19 protein-coding genes are annotated in these 22,628 nt (G+C 64.7%); 3 read left to right on the forward strand and 16 right to left on the reverse strand.

Annotation, left to right across the window (positions count from 1 at the left end; all coding sequences use genetic code 11):
- Positions 1-138 precede the first annotated feature (138 nt).
- From ytfQ to DEVEQU_RS12855, 16 genes are all read right to left on the reverse strand, one after another.
- Entirely contained in the window at positions 139-1,110 is a 972-nt protein-coding gene (gene ytfQ / locus DEVEQU_RS12780) for a galactofuranose ABC transporter, galactofuranose-binding protein YtfQ (protein ID WP_126150982.1), read from the reverse strand.
- Between the two features lie 198 nt (positions 1,111-1,308).
- Positions 1,309-2,133 (reverse strand): tryptophan synthase subunit alpha, encoded by an 825-nt coding sequence (gene trpA / locus DEVEQU_RS12785; RefSeq protein WP_164550385.1) that lies wholly within the window; start codon positions 2,131-2,133, stop codon positions 1,309-1,311.
- Between the two features lies 1 nt (position 2,134).
- Complete coding sequence (gene trpB / locus DEVEQU_RS12790; protein WP_164550386.1) at positions 2,135-3,319, reverse strand: tryptophan synthase subunit beta; 1,185 nt, start codon at positions 3,317-3,319, stop codon at positions 2,135-2,137.
- A gap of 1 nt (position 3,320) precedes the next feature.
- The gene (locus DEVEQU_RS12795; RefSeq protein WP_126150985.1) at positions 3,321-4,250 is read right to left on the reverse strand and encodes an ABC transporter permease; all 930 of its coding nucleotides are present in this window, start codon (positions 4,248-4,250) and stop codon (positions 3,321-3,323) included.
- Positions 4,247-5,761, reverse strand: a complete 1,515-nt coding sequence (locus DEVEQU_RS12800; RefSeq protein ID WP_126150986.1) for a sugar ABC transporter ATP-binding protein — start codon at positions 5,759-5,761, stop codon at positions 4,247-4,249. The genes DEVEQU_RS12795 and DEVEQU_RS12800 overlap by 4 nt, the downstream gene beginning before the upstream one ends.
- Positions 5,762-5,765: 4 nt before the next feature.
- The gene (locus DEVEQU_RS12805) at positions 5,766-6,674 is read right to left on the reverse strand and encodes a sugar ABC transporter substrate-binding protein (protein WP_223214215.1); all 909 of its coding nucleotides are present in this window, start codon (positions 6,672-6,674) and stop codon (positions 5,766-5,768) included.
- A gap of 31 nt (positions 6,675-6,705) precedes the next feature.
- Positions 6,706-8,187, reverse strand: a complete 1,482-nt coding sequence (locus DEVEQU_RS12810; protein WP_164550387.1) for a xylulokinase — start codon at positions 8,185-8,187, stop codon at positions 6,706-6,708.
- The gene (locus tag DEVEQU_RS12815; RefSeq protein WP_164550388.1) at positions 8,180-8,947 is read right to left on the reverse strand and encodes a tryptophan synthase subunit alpha; all 768 of its coding nucleotides are present in this window, start codon (positions 8,945-8,947) and stop codon (positions 8,180-8,182) included. Before DEVEQU_RS12815 ends, DEVEQU_RS12810 begins: the two co-directional genes overlap by 8 nt.
- 106 nt (positions 8,948-9,053) lie before the next feature.
- Positions 9,054-9,971: an AraC family transcriptional regulator gene (locus DEVEQU_RS12820; RefSeq protein ID WP_126150989.1), complete on the reverse strand. Its 918-nt coding sequence runs from the start codon at positions 9,969-9,971 to the stop codon at positions 9,054-9,056.
- Between the two features lie 532 nt (positions 9,972-10,503).
- Complete coding sequence (locus DEVEQU_RS12825) at positions 10,504-11,238, reverse strand: glucosamine-6-phosphate deaminase (RefSeq protein ID WP_206437844.1); 735 nt, start codon at positions 11,236-11,238, stop codon at positions 10,504-10,506.
- 48 nt (positions 11,239-11,286) lie between these two features.
- A complete protein-coding gene (locus DEVEQU_RS12830) occupies positions 11,287-12,186 on the reverse strand; it encodes a carbohydrate kinase family protein (protein WP_126150991.1) in 900 nt (299 codons plus the stop codon).
- Positions 12,183-13,250, reverse strand: a complete 1,068-nt coding sequence (locus tag DEVEQU_RS12835) for an ABC transporter ATP-binding protein (protein WP_126150992.1) — start codon at positions 13,248-13,250, stop codon at positions 12,183-12,185. Before DEVEQU_RS12835 ends, DEVEQU_RS12830 begins: the two co-directional genes overlap by 4 nt.
- On the reverse strand, positions 13,250-14,758 hold the full coding sequence (argH, locus tag DEVEQU_RS12840) for an argininosuccinate lyase (RefSeq protein ID WP_126150993.1): 1,509 nt from the start codon (positions 14,756-14,758) through the stop codon (positions 13,250-13,252). The genes DEVEQU_RS12835 and argH overlap by 1 nt, the downstream gene beginning before the upstream one ends.
- Positions 14,759-14,762: 4 nt before the next feature.
- Complete coding sequence (locus DEVEQU_RS12845; protein WP_126151002.1) at positions 14,763-15,614, reverse strand: carbohydrate ABC transporter permease; 852 nt, start codon at positions 15,612-15,614, stop codon at positions 14,763-14,765.
- A 5-nt stretch (positions 15,615-15,619) separates the two neighbouring features.
- Complete coding sequence (locus DEVEQU_RS12850; protein WP_126150994.1) at positions 15,620-16,552, reverse strand: carbohydrate ABC transporter permease; 933 nt, start codon at positions 16,550-16,552, stop codon at positions 15,620-15,622.
- A 72-nt stretch (positions 16,553-16,624) separates the two neighbouring features.
- Positions 16,625-17,863: an extracellular solute-binding protein gene (locus DEVEQU_RS12855; RefSeq protein WP_126150995.1), complete on the reverse strand. Its 1,239-nt coding sequence runs from the start codon at positions 17,861-17,863 to the stop codon at positions 16,625-16,627.
- 199 nt (positions 17,864-18,062) lie between these two features.
- Between DEVEQU_RS12855 and DEVEQU_RS12860 the strand changes: the two genes are divergently transcribed.
- Genes DEVEQU_RS12860 through DEVEQU_RS12870 form a run of 3 tightly spaced genes read left to right on the forward strand, consistent with a single transcriptional unit; the run spans position 18,063 to position 22,560 of the window.
- Positions 18,063-19,292 carry an ROK family protein gene (locus DEVEQU_RS12860; RefSeq protein ID WP_223214216.1) on the forward strand — a complete coding sequence of 410 codons (1,230 nt, stop codon included), beginning with the start codon at positions 18,063-18,065 and terminating at the stop codon, positions 19,290-19,292.
- A 24-nt stretch (positions 19,293-19,316) separates the two neighbouring features.
- A complete protein-coding gene (locus DEVEQU_RS12865) occupies positions 19,317-21,680 on the forward strand; it encodes a PIG-L family deacetylase (protein ID WP_126150996.1) in 2,364 nt (787 codons plus the stop codon).
- A 1-nt stretch (position 21,681) separates the two neighbouring features.
- Positions 21,682-22,560, forward strand: coding sequence for a DMT family transporter (locus DEVEQU_RS12870; RefSeq protein ID WP_126150997.1), 879 nt, complete (start codon positions 21,682-21,684; stop codon positions 22,558-22,560).
- Positions 22,561-22,628 lie beyond the last annotated feature (68 nt).

Here is a 22,628-nt window from a genome sequence, read left to right on the forward strand (position 1 = left end):
GCCCCACCCTTGATCCCTCCCCGCAAGGGAGAAGGAGACGATGAACACGAGCGTCGTGGCCTTGCGCCTCCCTCCCCCTTGAGGGGAGGGAATGAGGGTGGGGTGGGGCCACAAATGGGCCCCACCGCGTTCAGACTATCAGTAACCCAGGCCCTTGCGGCGGTCATATTCGCCCTGCGGGTCGTCGGCAGAGGTGTAGAGCTTGCTTTCGGTGATGATGAACTTCTCCGGCTCGGTGCCGTCAGCCAGATACGCGGCCAGGGCGTCGAAAGCGGGACCGGCCATGTTCGGGGTCAATTCGACCGTGGCATTGGCTTCGCCGGCCGCGATGGCGGTGAAGATATCGGGCACGGCGTCGATGGAGACGACCAGGATGTCGGTGCCGGGCTTGAGGCCGGCGTCCTTGATGGCCTGGATGGCGCCAACGGCCATGTCGTCATTGTGGGCGTAAACAGCGCAGATATCGGCGCCGCCGTTTTCGGCCTTGATGAAGCCTTCCATCACTTCCTTGCCCTTGGAGCGGGTGAAATCACCGGTCTGACTACGGATGATGGAGAGGTTGTCGTGGCCGGCAATCGCTTCCTCGAAGCCCTGCTTGCGGTTGATGGCCGGGGTCGAGCCGACGGTGCCCTGCAGTTCGACGATCTTGCACTCTTCGGTGCCGACGGTGTCGACCAGCCACTGGCCGGCCACACGGCCTTCCTTGACCTGGTCGGATGCGACCGAGGTCAGGTACAGATCTTCGGACGCATCGACGCCGCGGTCGAGCAGGACGACCGGGATTTCGGCTTCCTTGGCTTCGGTCAGCACTTCATCCCAGCCGGTGGCGACGACGGGGGCGACCAGGATGGCGTCCACGCCCTGGGCGATGAAGCCGCGAATGGCCTTGATCTGGTTTTCCTGCTTCTGCTGGGCATCGGCGAACTTGAGGTCGACGCCGCGTTCCTCGGCCTGCTGCTTGGTCACAGAAGTCTCGGCAGCGCGCCAGCCGGACTCCGAGCCGATCTGGCTGAAACCGACGACCTTGCCCGACAAATCCTGGGCAAAGGCAGCGGTAGACAAGGCAGTAGCGAGGCCCGCCGCGAGGGCGAGCTTGGTGATGATGGTCATGTTGATCCTCCCAAATGACCGCCCGGCTTGTCAGCTTCAGGCGATGAGAGGACCCTATATAAAGTACTATTATATGTAAAGTGGGCATGCTCACGGAAACGGCATCGGCCATTTCGGCGCGCCAAAACGGTGGCGGCGCCCCGAGGGACGCCGCTTACCTGACCGCATTATGAACGAATTCTGAACGACTTACCGAATTCAGAGCGCGTCGAGCGCCTGCCGATAGTCGCCGATGAGACGCGCATAGGCGGCAAGGCGCGATGTGCGGTCCGGGTTCTTGCTGTGCACTTCTTCGATCAAGGCGCTGGCGACGATGGCGCCATCGGCCACTGCCGCAGTCTCGGCCGCCGCCTCTGGGGTCTTGATACCGAAGCCAACCAATACGGGAAGCTTGGTGAGCGGACGCAGCCGTTCGACCGCCCCGCTGATGGTCTCGATGGAGGCCGAGGGCCCACCCGTCGGCCCCACCACCGGAATGCAGTAGAGGAAACCGCCGACCCCAGGCCGAGCAGAGAAATCGGTTGCGTCGAGCGTCGGTGCCGACAGCGCCACCATCACCAGGCCATTTTTATCCAGCTGGGCGAGAAGGTCATCGGCCTCGCGCAGGGGCATGTCGGCGGCGATGATGCCATCGATCCCGGCTGCAGCCGCGCGGCTGGCAAAGGCTTCATAGCCCATGGCGACGAGCGGATTGGAATAGCCCATCAGAATGATCGGGGTGGTCGTATCGGTCTGCCGGAATGCAGCGACCAGGTCGAGCGCGGCGGCGAGATTGCCGCCGCCTTCGAGCGCCCGCCGATTGGCGCGCTGGATGGTGGCGCCATCCAGGATCGGATCGGAAAAGGGATAGCCCAGTTCGATGAGGTCGATGCCGCTGGCGACGAAGGCGTGGAGGGCGGCAAGGCTCTCCTCGCGATCCGGATCATCGGCCACCGCGAAGGTCACCAGCGCCTTGCGGCCTTCGGCCTTGAGACGATCGAACATCACATCGATGCGGTTTGGCGTCTTGTGCGCTTTAGCCATGTCAGCTCTCCGGCCAGACGATATCGAGGTCCTTGTCGCCAGAGGCGGGGACCATGACCACAATGCTGGACCCGGCAGGCAGTGTGGCGGCCAATTGCTCGGCCGCCGCCAGGGCATGCCCGGCTTCGAGCGAAATCAGAATGCCTTCGCGTTCGGCCAGCCGGCGGACCGCATCAAGCGCTTCGGCATCGCCGATGGAGGTGGTCTCGACCCGACCGCTGTCGACCAGGTTGGCCAGCTCGGGCGAGGAGCCGGGATAGGCGAGGCCGGAGGCAATGGAATTGGCGGAGAGAATCTGGCCGTTCTCGTCGCTCAGCACCAGGGTTTCGGCACCATGCAGCACGCCACGGCGGCCCTTGGCCAGCCGCGCCGAATGGGCGGGACCGCCATCGCCGCCGGCTTCGACCGCCAGGAGGCGAATGCCCTTGTCGACGAGAAAGGCGGAGAAAATGCCGATAGTGGAGGAGCCGCCGCCAACAGCCGAAACGATGGCCGCCGGCACCTGGCCGGTGCCGATCATCTGCAGGCGGGTCTCGTTGCCGATGACCGACTGAAAGGCACTGACAAGGCGCGGATAAGGATGCGCGCCGATCGGGGCACCAGCCACATAGGCGGTATGATCACTGGTACCCATCCAGTGGCGCACCGCCGCGCTGGTCGCGGCATGCAGCGTACCCTCGGCATCGGCGACGACGCGCAGGTCGGCACCGAAGGCGCGGATCTTCTTGACCGTCGCCGCATAGCGCTTGGCATCACGCGCGCCGATATAGACCACCGCCTTCATGCCCAAATGCGCCGCCACGGCTGCCGTGGCGATGCCGTTCTGGCCCGAACCGGTATCGGTGACGACGCTTTCGAGGCCCATGCGCCGCGCCAGCAGGCACTGGCCAAGCGCTGAATTGGCATAATTGCCACCATTGAAGGTGAGATCGTCGCGCTTGAGCACGATACGCACACCATTGGCCTCGGGCATCAGTGCCCCAAGCTCGGAGATCGGCGTCGGCCGGCCGACAAAGCTGTGCAGCAGGCGCTCGAACTCGGCGCGGAAGCCGCGATTGGCCCAGGCCTCTTCAAAGGCTGCTTCCAGCCGGTCGAGCACCGGCAGCAGCACCGGGGCGACGAACTGGCCGCCGAACGAGCCGTAACGGCCGGGTCTTTCGGCCCGCATTGCGCTTGCGCCAGCCATCCTAGGCCCCCTTGCCGATGCGGCGCACCAGCACGGCGGCAAGAATGATGCTGCCGGTGATGATGTCCTGGAGGAAGGTCGAAACGCCCAGAATGGTGAGGCCATTGCTGACCACGGCGATGATGGCGGCGCCAACCAGCGTGCCGGGCACATTGGCCTCGCCATCGCGGAAGGCGGTCATGCCCAGGAACACCGCAGCATAGGCGGTGAGCAGATAGCCGCCACCACCGGTGGGATTGGCGCTGCCGATGCGGCCGGTGAGCAGCATGCCCACCAGCGCCGCCAGCATGCCCGAGAGCGCAAAGGCCATCATGGTATTGGGGACGATGCGCACGCCGGCGAGACGGGAGGCTTCGCGATTGCCGCCAATGGCATAAAGCCGACGGCCGAACTCGATCTTGTCGAGCAGGAGCCAGACGACGATGGCGACGCCGATCATCCACCAGGTGAGGGTCGGCAGGCCGAAGGTCCAACCCCGGGCGATATCGCGGAAACCGTCGGGAATGCCGCCAAACAGCGTCGCACCATCGGAGAGATAGAAGGTGACGCCGCCGATAATGGTGCCCGCCGCCAGCGTGGCGATGAAGGACAGGACCTCGAAGCGCGCAATGATGAAGCCGGAAAGGGCGCCAAAACATCCGGCAGCGGCAAGGACGATGACGAAGGCCAGCGGCGCGGGCACGCCGGCAGCGAACAGATACATGATGAAGATGCCGCCGAACGACACCAAAGAGGCGGTGGCGAGATCGAATTCACCAGCGGCCATCACCAGGGTGACCCCGACCGCCACGATGGCGAGCAGCGACATCTGCTGGGTGATGTTGATGAGATTGCCTGGCGTGCCGAAGGCGCCCGGTGAGGCGATGGCGAAGGCCACGACGATCAGGATCAGGGCCAAAAGCGTGCCATATTTGCCGAAGAGGTCACTCATGACCCGGTCTCCTTGCGTTCGGTATGGGCGAAGGCGGCCGCTACGATGGAACGGGGCTCGATCTGTTCGCCGACGAGTTCTGTGGTGATGCGCCCGCCGGCCATGACCAGCACGCGGTCCGACAGGGCGAGCAGTTCGTCCATGTCGCTGGTGGCCATGAGCACGGCGGCGCCATTAGCCGCCATCTGCCGGGCAAGGGCGTGGATTTCCGCCTTGGCTCCGACATCGACGCCCCTTGAGGGTTCGTCGAGAATGAGCAGGCGTATAGGACGGCCGAACCAGCGGCCGAACAGCAATTTCTGCTGATTGCCGCCCGAAAGGGTCAGCGGCCTGGCATGGGGCGAGCCCATCTTGACCGCCAACTGCTGGCGGATGGTGTCGGCCCGCTCGACCAGCTTCTTGCCGCTGACGATGGGAAGAGCCGGGCTGGCGCGCACGGCGCCGAGATCGGCCAGCACCAGATTTTCGGCAATGCTGCGCTGGGTGACGAGACCTTCGCCGCGCCGGTCCTCGGGCACATAGGCGCCACCCCTGGCGATGCGCTGGCGGATGGCCGATGGCCGCATGGCTTCGCCATCGAGAAGGATGCGCCCACCCTCATGGCGGCGCGCGCCCCAGATCTGCTTGATCAGCGAGGAGCGCCCTGCCCCCACCAGGCCGTAAAGGCCCAGGATTTCGCCCTCACGCACGGCGAACGAGATCGCATTGCCGTCGGGGCCAAAGGGCAGGTCTTCGACGGTGAGCACCGGCTTGCCATGGATACCGGCCGGCTGGCGGGTCGACAATTTCGTGTCATTGCCGGTCATCAGCCGGACCAACTGTTCGCGGGACGTGTCGGAAATGGCACCGCTGCCGGTGGTCTTGCCATTGCGCAGCACCGTGAAGCGGTCACAGATATCGAGCACCTCGTCGAGCCGGTGTGAAATGAAGATGATGGCGACGCCCTGCCCCGACAGCACGCGCACCGCATTGTGCAGCCGCGCCGCTTCGCCATCGGACAGCGAGGCGGTCGGCTCGTCCATGACGATCAACCGGCTGCCCTCTGTCATCAGCGCCCGAATGATTTCGACCAATTGCTTCTGCCCGGTAGTCAACCGGCTGGCCGGCACGTCGAGCGGCAGGTCGGGCGCGATGAGTTTTGCCGCCTCTTCCACCTGGCGCCGCATAGTGGCGCGGTCGATGAAGGGACCCTTGCGCGGATAGGGCCGGCCGACAAAGCAGTTTTCGATGGCGGTGAAATGGGGAACCAGGCTCAGTTCCTGGTGGATGAACCGGAACCCCAGCGCCTCGGCGTCGCGCACCGAGGTGATCGGTCTGATGTCGCCATCGACCGCAATAGTGCCGCTGTCAGGGGTAACGAGCCCCGACAGCGACTTGATCAGCGTCGATTTGCCCGCGCCGTTTTCGCCCAACAGGCCATGCACCGAGCCGGCGTCGACACTGAGGTCGACGCCGTCCAGCGCGCGAGCGCCGGCGAACCATTTCTTGAGATCGCGGACTTCGAGCAGCATGGGCTTATTCGCAGGTGACGCCGAGCGATTCCGCATTGACCGGAATGGCGGGCACATACATCTCGCTGGCATCGGCGGTGCTGCCGGCCAGCACGCGGTCCAACTGCTCGGCACCGATAGCGGCCATGCCGGGGAAGTCCTGGCGCAGCGTCTGCTTGAAGTGGGTGCAATTCTTGATCATGTCGACGGCCTGCGCATTGCCGTCGATGCCCATGATGATGAATTTGGCATCGGGACGCTCGGATTCGGCAGCCAGTTCCGCACCGATGCCGGGATCGTCGAAAGCGGCCCAGACCCCATCGATATCGTCGCCGAACTGACGCAGGAAATTCTCCATGGCCACGCGGCTGTCATCCACCGGACCGGGCACCTTCACATAGTGCTCGGCGACCACCTTGATGTCGGGATATTCGGTGAGGACCTGATCGAGGCCCTGTTCACGCAGATGCACGCCCGGATGGGCCGAGTGGAAGAATTTGACGATATTGCCCTTGCCGCCAATGGCCTCGAACAGATCACGCGACAGGGCGACGCCCATGTCGAAATTGTTCGAGGTGACGTTGACGGTGATGTTGGGGCCCGGCGTGCCGTCGAGCGAGATCACCGGAATGCCGGCTTCGGCGGCCAGGGCCACCTGATCGCCGACCTGGTTGTGATCGACGGAGATCAGGACGATGGCGTCGGGCTTGGCATTGACCGTGTCCTCGATGCGCGAGGCCAGCTGGCCGAAATCATTACGCGTATCGATGATGGTGGTGTTCCAGCCGCGCTTGTCGCCCTCGGCCTTGAAGGCCTGCGCCATCTCATTGGTCGGGATGGAGCTGATATAGGGGGTGAGGATGGTGACGTCGGTGGCAAAGGCCGTCGTCGTCATCAGGCCGGCAAAGGCCAGGGTCAGGGTCGAGAGTTTCATTGTAGTCCTCCTTGCAGAAAAACGGCGCGCCTCAAGGCGTTCCCGAGACTTGGGGCTGGCCGGATAGGGTGATGGGTTTGAGCGCCGCGATGGCGGCCTTGTAGGCGTCGAACAGGCCGTCATAGCGGGCGCGCATGGCCGGATCGGGCTCGAAGACGCGTTCGACCACGGTCATGGACGAGACGGCATCGACCATGCGGGTGAAGCGGCCGACGCCCACCGCCGCCATGATGGCGGCGCCGAGACAGCCAATGCCGGCATAGGCCATGCGATGCATGGGCACGCCCAGGCAATCGGCGCGGATCTGGCTCCAGAGATCGGAGCGCGAGCCGCCGCCGCCATGCAGCAGGTGCTGGGGCTTTTCGCCGGCGGCACTGGACAGGGCCTCGAACAGGAGGCGGCCGGAAAGGGCGACGCCCTCCATGACCGCCAGCGCAAAATCGGGCGCACCGGCGCGACTGTCGATGCCGATGAAGGCGCCGCGGATTTCGCTGTCCCAGAGGGGAGCGCGCTCGCCTTCGAGATGCGGCAGGAACAGCATGGGCCGGCCATGGCGATCGGCCTGCGCAGCAAGCACTGGCACGTCGAGCGGCTCGACATTGGCCACCGCGCCCCACCAGCGCAGGCTGTCGCCGCCGCTCTGGGTGGGACCGGCATGGACCACGAGTCCCTCGACCGTGGGGAAGGTGACGACCCCGGGGGCGCTGGTGCGGCGATCGCCGGCCACCGCCAGGATTTCGCTGGTGCCGCTCATATACATGCCCTGGCCGGGCTTGCAGACGCCGCAGCCGAAGAGATTACCGAAGGCATCCATCGTGCCGGCGACAACCGGCACCGTGCGGCCGCCGATGACGGTTTCGCCGATCACCTCGGTCAGTTCGAACAGCGGCGGCAGCCTGGCTGCGGCGCCATTGACGCGGTCAAGGAGGCCCGCGACATAGCGATGATGGGCCCCGACCTGGCCCCAGGCGGCCAGCGGATCGGCCACGGCCTTGCCGGTGAGGTGGAAGAGGCAAAAATCCTTGGGCGCCAGCACATGCACGGTGCGGGCCCAGAGATCGGGATGATGGCGCTCGAACCAGGCCATCTTGGCCACCACATGGCTGGCGCCGATGGGGATATCGACGCCCGGGCCCCACCATTGGGCTTTTTCGGCGGCGGATATCGAGGCATTGATGGCGGCGGCCTCGGCCTGGGCGCGCACATCCTGCCAGACGATGGCGGGGGCGAGCGGGACGCCCTCGGCATCGACGAAAACGTCGGTATTGACCTGGCTGCAGAGGCCGAGCCCGGCAATGCGCGAGACATCGATATCGGCAATCAGTGCCGCAAGGCCGTCGCGGACGCCATTCAGCCAGTCATAGGGGTTCTGCTCGACCACGCCGAAGCCGGGACGGTTGGTGGGATAGGCGCGGCTCCAGCTGGCGACCACCTCGCCCTCGGCGGTGAAGATGCCGCCCTTGACCTGGGTCGAGCCGATGTCGAAGCCGATGTAAAGATCACCCTCAGCCATCGAGGCCTCCCCGCAAATCCCTGAACAGGCGCCGCAATGCATCCGGGCCGGCAAGGGCGGCGCGCAGGGTTTCGGACCCGACGATGACCCCGTCGCCGCCGAGGCTGCGGACCGTGCGCGCATGCTCGCCGCGCGAAATGCCGAAGCCGGGAAGGATCGGCACGGTGACGCCAGCCTGGCGCAGGGTGGCGATGTGATCGGCATTGGCCGGATCGACCACGTCGCGCGGGCCGGTGACGCCGGCAGCGGCCTGCAGCATGACGTAAAAGCTGGCCTGCTGCGCCGCGGCGATGGCCGCCTCGGTCATTGGCAGGGCGACGAAACTTGAGGGCTTGAGCCCGGCAGCGATGGCATTGGCCTCGAGGCGCTGGCGCAGCGGATCGGCCTCCGGCGCAACGACGAGGAGGCTGTCGAGCCCCGACCAGAATTGCGGACCGGCAAGACCGGGATGCTCGCCATCGGCATAGGTCATCAGCAAAGTGGCGGGCGCCTGCGGCAGGCGGGCCAGGCGGTCGAGCAGCGCATCGAGATTGGCCCGGGCATGGTCGCGATTGGCGCGGGCCATGGATTGGCGGACATCGGAGCCGTCGAGATAGGGATTGGGCGAAGCCATGCCGATCTCGAGCACGTCGACGCCTTCGCCGGCATAGATATCGACCATATCCAGCGGCACGGCCGGATCGCCGAGCGGGAAATAGCACGAGAGCAGCGCCGGATTCTGTGCGCTCAGGGCTTTGATCTTGGCGGAATGAAGAGGCAAGGCAGCGATCCGATTGGGAGATATCGGACCATGTCTAGCCATGGTGTTGATGGCTTGTCAGGAGGGGCAAGACCCCGCCCGCAGCAAATCTGCAGGATGTGGATAGTCAGGCGCGCTCGGCCGAAGGCGCCACGCCGAAAAGGCGCTTGTAACCGGCCGCGAAGCGCCCGGCATGCGGCATGCCCACCCGCCGCGCCGCCTCGGCGACCGGCATGCCGCCACGAATGAGGCGCCGCGCCTCCTGCATGCGGATATCGGTCAGCACCATGAGGGGCGAGCGCTGGTAATAGCGCTGGAAGCCGTCGAACAGCGAACGTTCGGAGACCCCGACCTCGCGCGCCACATCGGACATGTTGAGCTTGTCGCTGAAGCGGGCGCTGAACAGGTCCATGGCCACCTTGACCTGGCGCGGCGTGGCCTGCAGCCGCTCGAACACCACGGACTCGCCCTGCCGAAAGGCGAGATTGCGCAGCATGCCATCGACCAGCAACGGCACCAGCCGCGACAGTTGCTCGGGATCGGGCGCCTCCTCGCGCACCGCAAAATTGGCCAGTTCGCTCAGCACCTGCTGCACCTGCTGCCCGCTTTCGCTGCGCAGCTGGATCACCGGATTGAACACCGGCAGCGCCAAGGGCCGTCGGCGGGCCAGCTCGGTCATGCGGTCCCGCACCAGGTCGCGGTGGATCTGCAGCATCAATTGCCGTGTACCGGCGCGCCAATGCGAAACGAAGCGCGGCCCGGGCGACAGCAGCAGTGCCAGCCCCGCCTCGGTATGAAAGGTATCGCTGCCGAACTCGATATCCACGCCGCCATCGAGCGGCATTTCGAGCATGTAGAAGGCGTCGAACTCAGAAGCGATGGAGACCGGGCTGCCATATTGCAGCATGTTGAAGGTCGATGGACCGATTTCGACGGCGCTGTGGCGGAAATCAAGGTCGCTGTGATCGCGGTCGGTATCGAGCCGATGGCCGCAATAGCGCTGGTTGAGATAGTCGGTCGCATCCCCCAGATGCGTGGTCTGCATCCGATGGACCCACCCGCCAGATCGGCCGGATTGCACCGCTTCTGCCAACACCGAAGGCCCGCCTCCTACGCGCGCTTGTTGCGGGACAAGCCGGGTCCCACAGCGCGGCGAGTGTGCCCCGCTGTCACACAATCGTCAATTCCGCTGACGGTGCGACCAATGGGCTAGAGCGTTCGTCGCTCTCTCCCCCTGAGGCAGGGCTATCGCATAGGGGTTTGAGCGTGCTGCACACCCCCACCCAACCAACCTCCCCCTGAAGGAGGGGGAGGAGTCGCATCGCGTGCCAGGTGAGATATTGCCAAACACGCAGCCGGAGCTCTCTCCCCTGGCGGGGAGGGAGGCGAAAGCGCCCAGAGTCCACCTCAAGTTGAAATGATCTGGCCACGAAGCGTTCGCCCCGCACGATGTCATCCCGGCCCCCGGGTCGCTTCGCGCCCGAGGATAAACTCCGGCCGGGATCCATCTCGAGATCTCAGAATGGGCCCCGGCCTGCGCCGGGGCGGCAATCGAGTTTGTGGCACCCAGGGGCTATTCACACCCCGTTGGGGATCGCGGCGCTGTCGGCGAAGACGATGACGTTGGGGTGGGCCTGGAGGGCCGAGGCGGGGCAATCGGGGCTGGGGGCCTGGCGGAAGGCGGCGTCGAGCGCTTCGATCTTGGAAGCGCCGATGGCCACGAGGACGATCTGGCGCGCTTCGAGAATGGTGCCGATACCCATGGTCACGGCGGCAGGCGGCACGCTTTCGCCCGGAGGGAAATCGCCCTTGTTGGCCTCGCGGGTCGAGGCGGTCAACGCGACTTCGCGGGCGCGGCTGTCGAAGGCCGAGCCGGGTTCGTTGAAACCAATATGGCCGTTGCGACCGATGCCGAGCAATTGCAGATCGATGCCGCCGCCCGCCGAGATGGCAGCCTCGTAAGCGGTGCAGGCCGCCGCGACATCGCCCAACACGCCCGGCAGATGTCCCCTGCCCTCGGGCAGGTCGACCTGGCTGAACAGATGTTGCTGCATATAGGCGGCAAAGGACGCCGGATGGCCGGGCGGCAGGCCGATATATTCGTCCAGGTTGAAGCTCTCCGTCCGGGCAAAGGAGAAGCCGCCCGCCTTATAGAGCTCGACCAGCGCCGCATAGATCGGCACGAAGGTATTGCCGGTGGCCAGGCCCAGCCGCATGGCAGGCGTGGATGCCAGCTGTTCAGCGAGATAGGCGGCAACGGCTTCTGCGGTGGCTTCAGCGGTGGGGAAGACGCGAAATTCTGGACTGCTCATCATTCTGCTTCTGTTGCGGGATCGAGTGCCCCGCTTTTTAGGTCAAGTTCAGGCGGTGGCCGCAAGGCTGCCGGTGCCACCCGAGGCCTGCACCGAACGCGAACCAGCCCCGATCGCCGCCGCCAGGCACGCTTCAGGTTCGGCACCATCGAGCCAGGCATCGAGGAAGCCGGCGTTGAAAGCATCGCCGGCACCGGTCGTGTCGATAACCCGAACCTTGGGACTGGGCAATGTGTACACAGTGTCGCCCATGGCCAGCATGGCCCCGTCTCCCCCACATTTGAGGGTGACGACCGGGAAATGCCGGGCAAGGATGGCCAACGCCTCGCGCGGGTCCTTGGCCCCGGTCAAGGCATGAGCCTCTTCCTCATTGGGCATGAACACGTCGATCCCTGCCGTGCGCTCGAAGAACAGGGGATCGCGGATCAGCTCGTCGTCCCAGCTGGGGTCGAGCGAGACCGTCAGGCCCTTGGCCTTGGCTGCGCTGATGGCGTCGCGCATTTCGTGCAGCGTCGCATATTCGGCAATGTGCAGATGCCCCGCCTCGGGCCAGGCCAGGGCCTGCTCGAAACTGGCCGGCCGGGCGTGGCCGGCGCGGCGCGACAGGAAGGCGCGATCACTGTCATTGACCATGACCACGGTCAGTTGCGGCCCGGCACTGTCATTGCGATCGAGAAACTGCAGGTCGAGCCCCAATTGCTCGATCTGCGGCGACAAGGCGGTGGACAGCGCATCGGTGCCAAAGCGCGCCAAAAGCGCCGAGGATCGCCCATTGGCGGAGAGATGGGCCGCGGTGATCAGCGCCCCGCCGCCTGGCGTCATGGTGAAATCGCGCGCGAACATCTCGCGACCCAGTTGCGGCATGCCATCGAGACCGCGAAACACCATGTCGCAATAGATGCGGCCAAGGCTCAACACCGCCCTGGCTTTGGATGGTGTTGACCTCATGCCCGACCCAGAGCCTTCTCGCTGGCAGCGTCGAACAGATAGAGGGCGCCAATGCCGGCATGAACCGAAACGGTGCTGCCGATAACCGGCACCACGCGGCCCGGTGCCGTGGCGGTGACCAGGGTCTTGCCGATGAGCACATGAACCAGGGTTTCGGCGCCGAGCGGCTCCACCGCCTCGACGACGCCCGAGCCGCTGACCCCGGCACCGCTGGCGTCGCCGACGACGAAATCGTGCGGACGAACGCCCACGAGCACCTTGCCGTCATGAACCGGCAGGGTCAGGCCGGAGGCGGTCAAGCCGTGGACCGAGAGCGCGCCATTGGCGAGATTGCCTTCCATCATGTTCATCGACGGGCTGCCGATGAAGCGAGCGGTGAACACATCGACGGGGTTCTCGTAGAGATCGGTGGGGGTGCCGACCTGCAGGATATTGCCATCGCGCATGACCACGATCTTGTCGGCCATGGTCATGGCCTCGACCTGGTCATGGGTCACATAGACGATGGTGGTGCCGAGCCGGCGATGCAGGCTCTTGATCTCCATGCGCATCTGGCTGCGCAATTGCGCATCGAGATTGGACAGCGGTTCGTCGAAGAGGAAGGCCACGGGGTCGCGCACCATGGCGCGGCCGATGGCGACGCGCTGGCGCTGACCACCGGAGAGGGCCGCAGGGCGACGGTCAAGCAGCTTTTCCAGGCCCAGGATCTTGCCGGTTTCCTCGATCCGCTTCTGCTTTTCATCCTTGGACAGCTTGGACGTGTAGAGCCCGAAGCCGATATTCTGGCCCACGGTCATATGCGGATAGATGGCGTAGTTCTGGAACACCATGGCGATATTGCGCTGCTTGGGCTCGCGCTGGTTCACCACCTCGTCGCCAATCAGCAGCTTGCCGCCGGAAATGTCCTCGAGGCCCGCAATCATGCGCAGCGTGGTGGACTTGCCGCAGCCCGAGGGGCCAACAAAGACGACGAATTCGCCATCCTCGATGGTGAGGTCGATGCCGTGCACGGCGCGAGTATTGCCATAGGCCTTGACCAGGCCCTGAAGTTCAATCTTGGCCATCAGGCGTGTCCCTTCAATGCGTCGAAGCGGGTTTTGAGCAGGCGCGCGGCGTCAGCCTGGCGGCGCAGCAGGTTGTCATGGGTTTGGGCGAGACGCGCGGCGTCCTGCCGGTAGCCGGCAATGGCGGCGTTGAGCGGTTCGGGCGCCGGACCGCCGAAGCGGGTGCGCACCGAAACGAAATATTCGGGCGACACCAGTTCGGCGAAGGTGGCTTCGTCCAGCGTGGACACCCGGCCGGTCGCCTGTTCGAAGGCGGCGCGGAACGGGGCATAGCCATCGCTCACGAGGTCGCCGCCCATGGCCACGACGGCCTTGGCGACCGCAGCAGCGATCTCATGACCTTCGCGGAAGGACAGGCCCTCGCGGCGGACGAGACTGTCGGCCAATTCGGTGATGGTGATGCAGGAGCGGCGGATGTTCTGCGCCACCCGCGCCGGATCGATACGGATCTGGGCGACCAAGGCCGCCAACAGGTCGAGCACGCGGTAGGCGCTGGCAAAGGCGCCGTAGCCCATGGACTGGGTTTCGCCCTCGCTGTCATTCATGTCGGTGAAGGGCGTATTGTGCATCACCGTGAGCATGGCGTGGGCGCGGCCCACGGTCTGGCTCGACAGGTGACGCAGATGCTCGATCGGCACCGGATTGCGCTTCTGCGGCATGATCGAGGAAATCTGCACCAGGGAATTGGGCACATAGATCTGCCCAACCTCAAAGCTGGTCCAGACCTGGAAGTCCTGGATCGGACGGCCCAGGTGAAGGAACATCAGCTCGATGGCCGAGTAGGTCGAGGTGATGTAGTCGACCCCGGCAATGCAGGAATAGGAATTCTGCAAGGGTGCGGCGAAGCCCAGCAGTTCTGCTACCAGCGCCCGGTCGGTCGGGAAGCCGGTCGTGGTGATCGCCGCAGCGCCCATGGGCGAGAGATCGACGATGCGATAGGCCTCGAACAGGCGCTCGATATCGCGGGTAACGAATTCGATCACGGCCGAGAGATAGTGCCCGAACGTCGTCGGCTGCGCCGGCTGGCCATGGGTATAGGCCACGATCAGCGTGTGCTTTTCCCGCTCGGCGGCCTCGATCAATGCGCTGTGCAGATTGAGGGCCTTGCCGATCAGCACATTGAGCCGCTCGCGCAGGCCGAGCTTGAACAGCGTGTGGTCGATATCGTTGCGCGAGCGCGCCGTATGCAGGCGGCCACCGAGATCGAGGCCGACGCGCTTTTTGAGCTCTTTCTCGATGAGGAAGAAGAAGTCTTCGACCTCTCCGGTATAGACCAGCTCGGACGGGACGATTTCGGCATCAATGCTGTCCAGCGCCTTGGCGATCTCGCCGGCCTGGGCGGCATCGAGGATGCCGGTTTCGGCCAGCATCACCAGATGGGCGCGGTCGATGGCGCGGAAGCCCTCGACATGGTGGTCCTTGGCGCCATCGAACAATGGCGCCAGAACAGTTTCCTTATAGACCGGATCGGGAAAGACCGAAGTATCGGAAAGGCGGGGATCGGTCATCGCATCAACCCTTGAGGCCGGCCAGCATGACGCCGCGAACGATGAAGCGCTGCAGGGCCAGGAAGACGAGGAGCGTCGGGATGGTGCCGATGGCGGCGCCGGTCATGATCAGCTCCCACTGGATCGAGGACTCAGCCGAGAAGCTCGAGATGCCGACGGGCAGCGTATAGAGCTCCTTGGAGGTGGTGACGATCAGCGGCCAGAAGAAGGCGGTCCAATTGCCGAGGAAGGTGAAGATGGCCAAGGCCGAGATGGCCGGCACCACCATGGGCATGGCGATCTTCCACCAGATTGTGAATTCGTTGAGCCCGTCGACGCGTGCGGCTTCGAGGAAGTCATTGGGCACGCCTTCGAAGAACTGCTTCATCAGGAACGTGCCGAAGGCCGTCATCATGCCGGGGAACATGATGCCCCAATAGCTGTCGATCCAGCCGAGCTGGCTAGACATCAGATACCATGGGATCACCAGCATTTCGGTGGGGATCATCAGGGTCGAGAGAATGGCGAGGAAGATGAAATAGCGGCCGCGGAACTCGAACTTGGCCAGCGTGTAGCCGACCAGAGAGTCGAAGAAGACGTTGGACAGCGTCACCGTCAGCGCGATGAAGGTCGAATTGAAGAACCAGCGCATGAAGCGGCCGTCGCCCAGGACCTTGATGTAATTGTCAAAGGTCGGTGCGGCCGGGATCAGGCGCAGGTCATAGACCTGGCCCGAGGTCTTGAGCGAGGTCGAGAACATGAAGAGCAGCGGCGTGATCATGATCAGCCCGCCGATGAGCAGCAGGGTCCAGACGATGATGCGGCCGGGGCGGATATCGCGGCGATTGGCCGCCAGCTCGGTGGATGAGGTGGACATGGCGGTCATTTCTTTTCCCTCAGCACATAGAGCTGGAGCAGCGAGACGATAAGCAGGATGGTGAACAGCACCACGGTCTGCGCAGCGGCATAGCCCATCTGGTAGGAGGAGAAGGCGGTCTGATAGATCATCAGCACCAGCGGCTTGGTGGAGTTGAGCGGCCCGCCCGGATCGTTCGTGGTCATGTTGTAGACCTGGTCGAAGATGCGCAGGAAGCCGATGGACGAGAAGACCACGAGGAACACCGTGGTGGGCTTCAGGAGCGGAATGGTGATCTTGCGCAGGATCGCCCACTCACCCAGGCCGTCGATCTTGGCGGCTTCGTAGAAGGTGTTGGGAATGGCGCGCAGGCCCGCCATGAAGATGATGATCTGAAAGCCCAGGCCCGCCCAGATTGCCGGGATCAGGATGGAGATCAAAGCCTGGTCGACCGAGCGCAGGAACGGCTGCTGGGCAATGCCGATCGAGCTCAGGAAACCATTGATCACCCCGATCGGAACCGGCTGGTAGAACCAGCGCCACACCCAGCCCATGGCCGCAGCCGTGGTCAGGAAGGGCAGGAAATAAAGGGCACGGATGAAGCCGTGCAGCACGCGGACGCGATCGAGGTAATAGGCGATCACGAAGGAGATCAAAAGGCTGATCGGCGTGCCGATGATGAGATAGAGGAAGGTGTTCTGGAACACTTTCCAAAAGATCGGATCGGCGAACATCTTCTGATAGTTCGCAAAGCCGATGAACTGCGCCGGGCGCAACAGGTCCCAATTGGTCAGGGACAGCCAGAAGGCCTGGAAAGTGGGATAAAAGCGGATGCCCGCGTAAAAGATGATGGGCAGAGCCAGGAAGGTCCAGGCCCAGATGACGCGCTTGGTGCTGATATTCAGGCGATCCCAGAAGCGAGACGGGCCTGCGGGGGAAGATGCGTTTGCCGACGCCATGGTCGCTCCTCGGGAAGCATGCGACCGGTGGCGGAACGATACCGCCACCGATCTGGAGTTTTGAGGCTAGGCTTACTGACGGCCGGCGTCGATGATCGCCTGCTCGGCGGCAGCGGCCTGAGCAATCGAGTCTTCGATCGACTGGCCTTCCAGGAGCACGCGGTTGACCATGTCGATCGCGGTCTGGCGCTGGGCAGCTTCGTCGTAGAAGCGGGTGGTCTGGGCGTATTCGAGACCCTTGAGGAACGGCCCGCGGATCGGGTCGTTGAGGTTCTTCTCCGTCAGAGCGACGTCGCGGCGCGCCGGCAGTTCGCCCACGATGTCGAGCCAGATTTCCATGGCTTCGGCCGAAGAGATATAGGCCAGGAACTTCTGGGCCGCTTCCAGCTCTTCGCCTTCCGAGGTCGCGCCGATGGCATTGGCGAAATAGCTCGAATAGTTCGACTTGACGCCGTCGGCATTGGCCGGCAGCTCGACAACACCCCATTCGAACGGGTTATTGGCGAAGGCGCCGAGACGGAAGGTGCCGTCGATGGTCATGGCAGCAAGACCAGCGCGGAAAGCGGCCTGACCTTCATCCATGAAGCCGACGAGACCAACATTATGCTCGGTCTGCAGGTCGGTGTAGAACTTGAGGGCGGCAGCGCCGGCTTCGTCGTTATAGGCGACATTGCCTTCGGCATCGTAGGGCACGCCACCGAACTGACGGATCAGGTCTTCACGCCACCAGTGGTGGTCCTGGCCGGCCATGTCCATGGTGATGCCAGCAGACGTGATATTGCCCGAACCATCGCGCTTGGTGGTGGCTTCGGCAGCAGCGACCAGCTCGTCGAGCGTGGTCGGCGGCTCGATGCCGGCTTCGGCGAAGATCGCCTTGTTGTAGAACAGGGCGAGCGAACGCACGGCGGTCGGCAGGCCGTAATAATCGTCGCCGCGCTTCATGGCCGAAACGATCGGGAAGAAGTCGGCTTCGATTTCCGCATGCGGGAACACGGCCGGATCGAGCGGCTTGATCAGCCCGCCATTCACGAACTGGTCGGTCCAGCCATAGAACAGCTGCACCACGTCCGGACCCTGGCCGGCAACCTTGGCGGCGACGACGCGGGTCTGGTAGTCGGCATAGGGGAAGGTGGTGTGCTTGACGGTGATGTCGGGGTTGGCCGCCTCGAAATTCTCGATCAGCTTGTCCATGGCCTGGACGCGGCTGTCGAACACATACTGCCAATACTCGATTTCCACGGCCTGGGCAGAACCCAGCGCCAGAAAGCTGATGCCGGCCGCGAGTCCGGCCATCTTTGCCTTGGTGAACATTTTATCCCTCCGTTGAACCGCCGATCCTGTGGCGGCCATATCTGGTGCGAGACAGGCGCACGACCGCCAATCCACCTTTAGCGTGAGATATGCGACGCTCCCTTGTCAATAAAATAATCTACTTGAGTTATTATGTTCACCGACTAGTCTGGTTTCAGTTTCATGTGCTAGCTGTACCGCGCCGGGAGGAAAGCCGATCTTGAACAGCCGCAGCAAACGCAATTTGCGTCAGCGCGTTGCCATTGGCTCCAACCCGGAGCGCAATCGCGCTCACAATCGCAGGGTCGTGCTCGAAGTCATCCGCATGCACGAGCATCTGGGCCGCACCGAGATCGCGCGCCGGGCCCAGCTCACCCCCCAGGCCGTGGCAAATATCGTCGAAGAACTGCTTGAAGAGGGCCTTCTTATCGAGCTGGGGCGCCTGCGCTCCGGCCGTGGCCAGCCGCCGATCCAGTTCGCGGTCAATCCCAACGGACCGCTGACCGCCGGCATCGAAGTGGCGGCCGACCATATGGTCACCGTGCTGCTCGACCTTTCCGGCGGCGTGCGCGGGCAGTCTATCATCGCCCTGGCGCCCGATGGCCAGGGGCCGGATGTCGTTCCGGGCCTTGCCGCCACCGAAGTGCGCAAACTACAGGCGACGCTGGGCGCCGACAGCAATTCCCTGCTCGGCGTCGGCGTGGTGATGCCTGGCCCGTTCGAAATCGAAGGCATGAGCTCGGTGGGCCCCGCCACCCTGCCCGGCTGGACCGGCGTCGATCCCGCGCCGCTTTTCGCCAAGGCCACCGACCAGCATGTCGTGGTCGAAAACGACGCCACCGCCGCCGTTGTCGGCGAACGCCTCTATGGCGCCGGTCGGCAGCTGAGCAATTTCTGCTACCTTTATTTCGGCGTGGGCCTGGGGCTCGGCGTCATCCAGGACGGACGGCCGGTGCGCGGCGCCTTCGGCAATGCCGGCGAAATCGGCCATGTCGGGCTGACCCCGCGCCGTGGCAAGGGTGTCTATGGCCCGGCCGGCGCGCTCGAGCGCTTCGTTTCAGTCTTCGCCCTGCGCGAGCGCCTCGCCATGGCAGGCATCTATACGGCCACGGTCGAGGATTTTCAGAAGCTGCATGACGCCAACAACCAGACGCTGCTGGACTGGATCGCCATGGCTGCCGACTATCTGGCGCCCACCGTCGCCATGCTGGAAAATATCTACGATCCGGAAACGGTGATCTTCGGCGGCGGCCTGCCCGATTCGGTGCTCGATGCAGTCATAGCTGCACTTGATCCGCTGCCGGTTTCGGTAGCGACGCGCCTGCAACGCTCCCTGCCCCGCGTGTCGCGCGGCCAGACCGGCCAGTTGACCGCCGCCCTCGGGGCCGCCGCGCTGCCGCTGCTCGACACCGTCTCGCCCCATCTCAGTGTTGCCGATCCGGCAAACTGACACTTTCTGAATTCGGAATTCGCCATGCTGACCGATCGCCAAAGGCTTCGCCACGAAGCCGCCAAACCCTATCTCGTCACCCTGCGCCACGCGCTTGGACGCCTGGGCTCGCCCCTGACCGTCATGAATACCGGCGCTCACCCGGATGACGAGCAGAACGAGATGCTCGCGACGCTGCGGCATCAATATGGCATGCGCATCGTCATTGCCTGTTCGACGCGCGGCGAAGGCGGGCAGAATACGCTGGGGCCGGAGCGCGGCGGCGCGCTGGGCGTGATGCGCAGCCGGGAAATGGAAGAGGCGGCGCGCGCCATCGACGCCGATGTCGCCTGGCTCGGCCATGGCCCCGACGATCCCGTGCATGATTTCGGCTTTTCCAAATCCGGCCCGGACACGCTGGCCCGCTGGGGCCGTGACCGCACCATTGAGCGGCTGGTTCGGGCCTATCGGCAATTCCGCCCCGATATCGTCATCCCCACCTTTCTCGATGTGCCGGGCCAGCATGGCCACCATCGCGCCATGACCCAGGCCGCCGAAATCGCGCTGGCGCTGGCCGCCGATGCCACCGCCTATCCCGAACATGCCGCCGAGGGGCTGAAACCCTGGCGCGTCGCCAAATATTACCTGCCGGCCTGGACCGGGGGCGAGAACGGCTACTACGACGATGAAGTGCCGCCACCGCCGGCCACATCAAACGTGCGCGCCCTGGGCAGCGATGCAGCGACCGGACTCGCCTATGCCCGCATGGGCGAGATTTCCCGCGCCTATCACGCCAGCCAGAATATGGGACACTGGATCCACCCGCCGGTGACCAGCTGGGACCTGCATCTGGTCGGTGGCAGCAGCGAAGCCGAGGTGACCGCCGGCCTGCCGACAAAACTCGCCGATCTTGGGGATCACCCGGCGCTGGCCGAAGCCGATGCCAGTTTTGCCGAGGCTTTGGCCGCGTTTCCGAACGCAGCAGCGGTCATCGAAACGCTGCTGTCAGCACGCGCCGCTATTGCCCGCGCGCAGGCCGAACTGGGCGACGACATATTAAACCTGCATGGCCATCGCCTCGCCCGCAAGCAGAGCGAAATCGACGCCGCCATCGCGGCGGCCGCCAATATCCGCGTCATGGCCAGCCTGTCCTCGGCCAATGTCGTGCCCGGCGGCAGTTTTGACCTGATGGTTGAGGTCGAGCCCGGCCTAGCTGATTCGATCAGCGTAACGCCGATCACCGGCGAGGCGCTGCATTCGGCTTCAAGCGTGACGGTCGAAACCGGCGCGAGGATTGCCCTTTCGGTCCGTTCCGACGCCAAGGTTACCAATGCCTTTGCGCCCGACTGGCTGAGCCTGGGCGGTAATGGCGCGGTTTCCCTCGCGGTCACGGCCCATGTGGCCGGGGCAGCGGTGACATTCCACGTCGACACCGAGGAGCCGTTTCAGGTGGCGCCGCCCCATCCGCTGCGCCTCTCGCCCGAGACACTGATTCTCCCCCTACCCGCGACAGGCGCGCATCGCATTGCCACCAAGCCACATATCGCCGCCGACCGGCTGGGCCTCGATATGCCGGCCGGTCTTGCCGTGGAGCGGCAGGGCGATGATCTGGCGCTGGTGGTGAGTGCCGGTCTGGCACCGGGGCGCTATGCTATGCCGGTAACAGTCGATGGTGCGCCCGCCCATGTGGTGGCGCCGATCGACTATCCCCATATCGGCGGTACCCGCTTCGTGCGGCCCCTGACACTCGACGTGCTGGCACTCGACCTCGTCGTGCCCAAGACGCGTATCGGCTATATCGGCGGCGGCAGTGACCGCGTCGGGCATTGGCTGGAGCGCATGGGCGCCGATGTCACAATGCTCGATACCGAGGCTTTGGCGGGGCCGCTGGACGGGTTCGACACCATCGTCATCGGCACCTTTGCCTTTGGCAGCCGGCCCGATCTCGCTGCCGCCACCGCGCGCCTGCATGACTGGGTGAAACAGGGCGGACATCTGGTCACGCTCTATCATCGCCCCAGCGATGGCTGGTCGCCGGATACAACGCCGCCGCGCCGCCTGGTCATTGGTTCGCCTTCGCTGCGCTGGCGCGTCACCAATCCCGCTGCCGAAGTGACGCTGCTGGCGCCCTCGCACAGTCTTTTCGTAGGGCCCAATCGCATCACCGCAGAGGACTTTGCCGGCTGGGACAAGGAGCGTGGGCTCTATTTCGCCTCGGACTGGGATGGCGCCTATGTGCCGCTGCTGGCCATGAGCGATGCGGGCGAAGCGCCGCTCACCGGCTCGCTGCTCTCGGCCGAGATCGGCAAGGGGCGGCATACCCATACCAGCCTCGTGCTGCACCATCAGCTCGACAAGCTGGTGCCGGGCGCCTTCCGCATCATGGCCAATCTCCTGCAGAAGGCCTGACATGCCCAAACCCGCCGGGCCCGAATTCGGCATGGTCTGGCTGCTCTGCGACATGGTGCTGGTGACCATCATGACCGTTCTGGTCAAGCTCGGCGGGGCCGATTATCCCGCCGTGCAGATGGTGTTCATCCGCTCGCTGGTGGGCCTCGTGAGCGTCTTGCCGCTGGCCTGGCGGCATCGGCAGGCGCTGCGCCAGACAAAGGCCTGGGGGCGCCACGCCTTCCGCGTCTTCTGCAACACCGCCGCGCTCAACGCCAATTTCGCCGCGCTCACCGCCCTGCCTTTGGCGCTGGCCAATGCCATCGGCTTCATGCGGCCGCTGGTGGTGCTGGCGCTGGCGACGCTCATGCTGGGCGAACGCTCCGGTCCCTGGCGCTGGATCGGCGCCGGCATTGGTTTCCTCGGCGTCATCATCATGGTGGCGCCGGGCGAAGTCGCATGGAACGCGGGCATTCTCGCGGCTTTGGCGGCGGTGGTCTTCGGCTCGCTGGCCACGGTGCAGACGCGGGCGCTCAAGGGTGAGAACACCACGGTGATGATGGTGTTCTATACGGTCGGGCTCACCGTCTTTTCCGCTGTTCCCGCCGGTTTTGCCTGGCAGCCGGTGGCCATAGCCGACTGGCCGCTCTTGCTGGGCATCGGCGTCATCGCCCAGATCGCGCAATATTGCTATTTGCGCGCCTATCAATCGACCCCGGCCAATGTGCTGGCGCCGCTGGGCTATCTTTCCATCGTGCTGGCCAGCCTGGCCGGTTTCCTCGCCTTCGGGGAAGTGCCGGCCTGGACCACCCTTGCCGGCATCGCCGTCATTCTCTTCGCCCTGGCACTGACCTCGCGCCTCGATCGCCGCCACCCGGCCACCAACGACCCGCAGGCCTAATGAAAAAGCCCTCCGATCCGGGGCAGGATCGGAGGGCTTTTATTGCCGCTGAAGCGGCGGGGGCGGCT

The sequence above is a fragment of the Devosia equisanguinis genome (assembly GCF_900631955.1).
GTDB lineage: Bacteria > Pseudomonadota > Alphaproteobacteria > Rhizobiales > Devosiaceae > Devosia > Devosia equisanguinis.

What these genes read in the sequence shown, in the direction of transcription:
- DEVEQU_RS12830 (WP_126150991.1), bottom strand. Translation starts at nt 12,186, where the DNA reads ATGAGGTCAACACCATCCAAAGCCAGGGCGGTGTTGAGCCTTGGCCGC.
- DEVEQU_RS12870 (WP_126150997.1), top strand. Translation starts at nt 21,682, where the DNA reads ATGCCCAAACCCGCCGGGCCCGAATTCGGCATGGTCTGGCTGCTCTGC.
- ytfQ (WP_126150982.1), bottom strand. Translation starts at nt 1,110, where the DNA reads ATGACCATCATCACCAAGCTCGCCCTCGCGGCGGGCCTCGCTACTGCC.
- DEVEQU_RS12835 (WP_126150992.1), bottom strand. Translation starts at nt 13,250, where the DNA reads ATGGCCAAGATTGAACTTCAGGGCCTGGTCAAGGCCTATGGCAATACT.
- trpA (WP_164550385.1), bottom strand. Translation starts at nt 2,133, where the DNA reads ATGGCTAAAGCGCACAAGACGCCAAACCGCATCGATGTGATGTTCGAT.
- DEVEQU_RS12865 (WP_126150996.1), top strand. Translation starts at nt 19,317, where the DNA reads ATGCTGACCGATCGCCAAAGGCTTCGCCACGAAGCCGCCAAACCCTAT.
- DEVEQU_RS12855 (WP_126150995.1), bottom strand. Translation starts at nt 17,863, where the DNA reads ATGTTCACCAAGGCAAAGATGGCCGGACTCGCGGCCGGCATCAGCTTT.
- argH (WP_126150993.1), bottom strand. Translation starts at nt 14,758, where the DNA reads ATGACCGATCCCCGCCTTTCCGATACTTCGGTCTTTCCCGATCCGGTC.
- DEVEQU_RS12820 (WP_126150989.1), bottom strand. Translation starts at nt 9,971, where the DNA reads ATGCAGACCACGCATCTGGGGGATGCGACCGACTATCTCAACCAGCGC.
- DEVEQU_RS12805 (WP_223214215.1), bottom strand. Translation starts at nt 6,674, where the DNA reads ATGAAACTCTCGACCCTGACCCTGGCCTTTGCCGGCCTGATGACGACG.
- trpB (WP_164550386.1), bottom strand. Translation starts at nt 3,319, where the DNA reads ATGGCTGGCGCAAGCGCAATGCGGGCCGAAAGACCCGGCCGTTACGGC.
- DEVEQU_RS12800 (WP_126150986.1), bottom strand. Translation starts at nt 5,761, where the DNA reads ATGCTGCTCGAAGTCCGCGATCTCAAGAAATGGTTCGCCGGCGCTCGC.
- DEVEQU_RS12825 (WP_206437844.1), bottom strand. Translation starts at nt 11,238, where the DNA reads ATGAGCAGTCCAGAATTTCGCGTCTTCCCCACCGCTGAAGCCACCGCA.
- DEVEQU_RS12850 (WP_126150994.1), bottom strand. Translation starts at nt 16,552, where the DNA reads ATGGCGTCGGCAAACGCATCTTCCCCCGCAGGCCCGTCTCGCTTCTGG.
- DEVEQU_RS12795 (WP_126150985.1), bottom strand. Translation starts at nt 4,250, where the DNA reads ATGAGTGACCTCTTCGGCAAATATGGCACGCTTTTGGCCCTGATCCTG.
- DEVEQU_RS12845 (WP_126151002.1), bottom strand. Translation starts at nt 15,614, where the DNA reads ATGTCCACCTCATCCACCGAGCTGGCGGCCAATCGCCGCGATATCCGC.
- DEVEQU_RS12810 (WP_164550387.1), bottom strand. Translation starts at nt 8,187, where the DNA reads ATGGCTGAGGGTGATCTTTACATCGGCTTCGACATCGGCTCGACCCAG.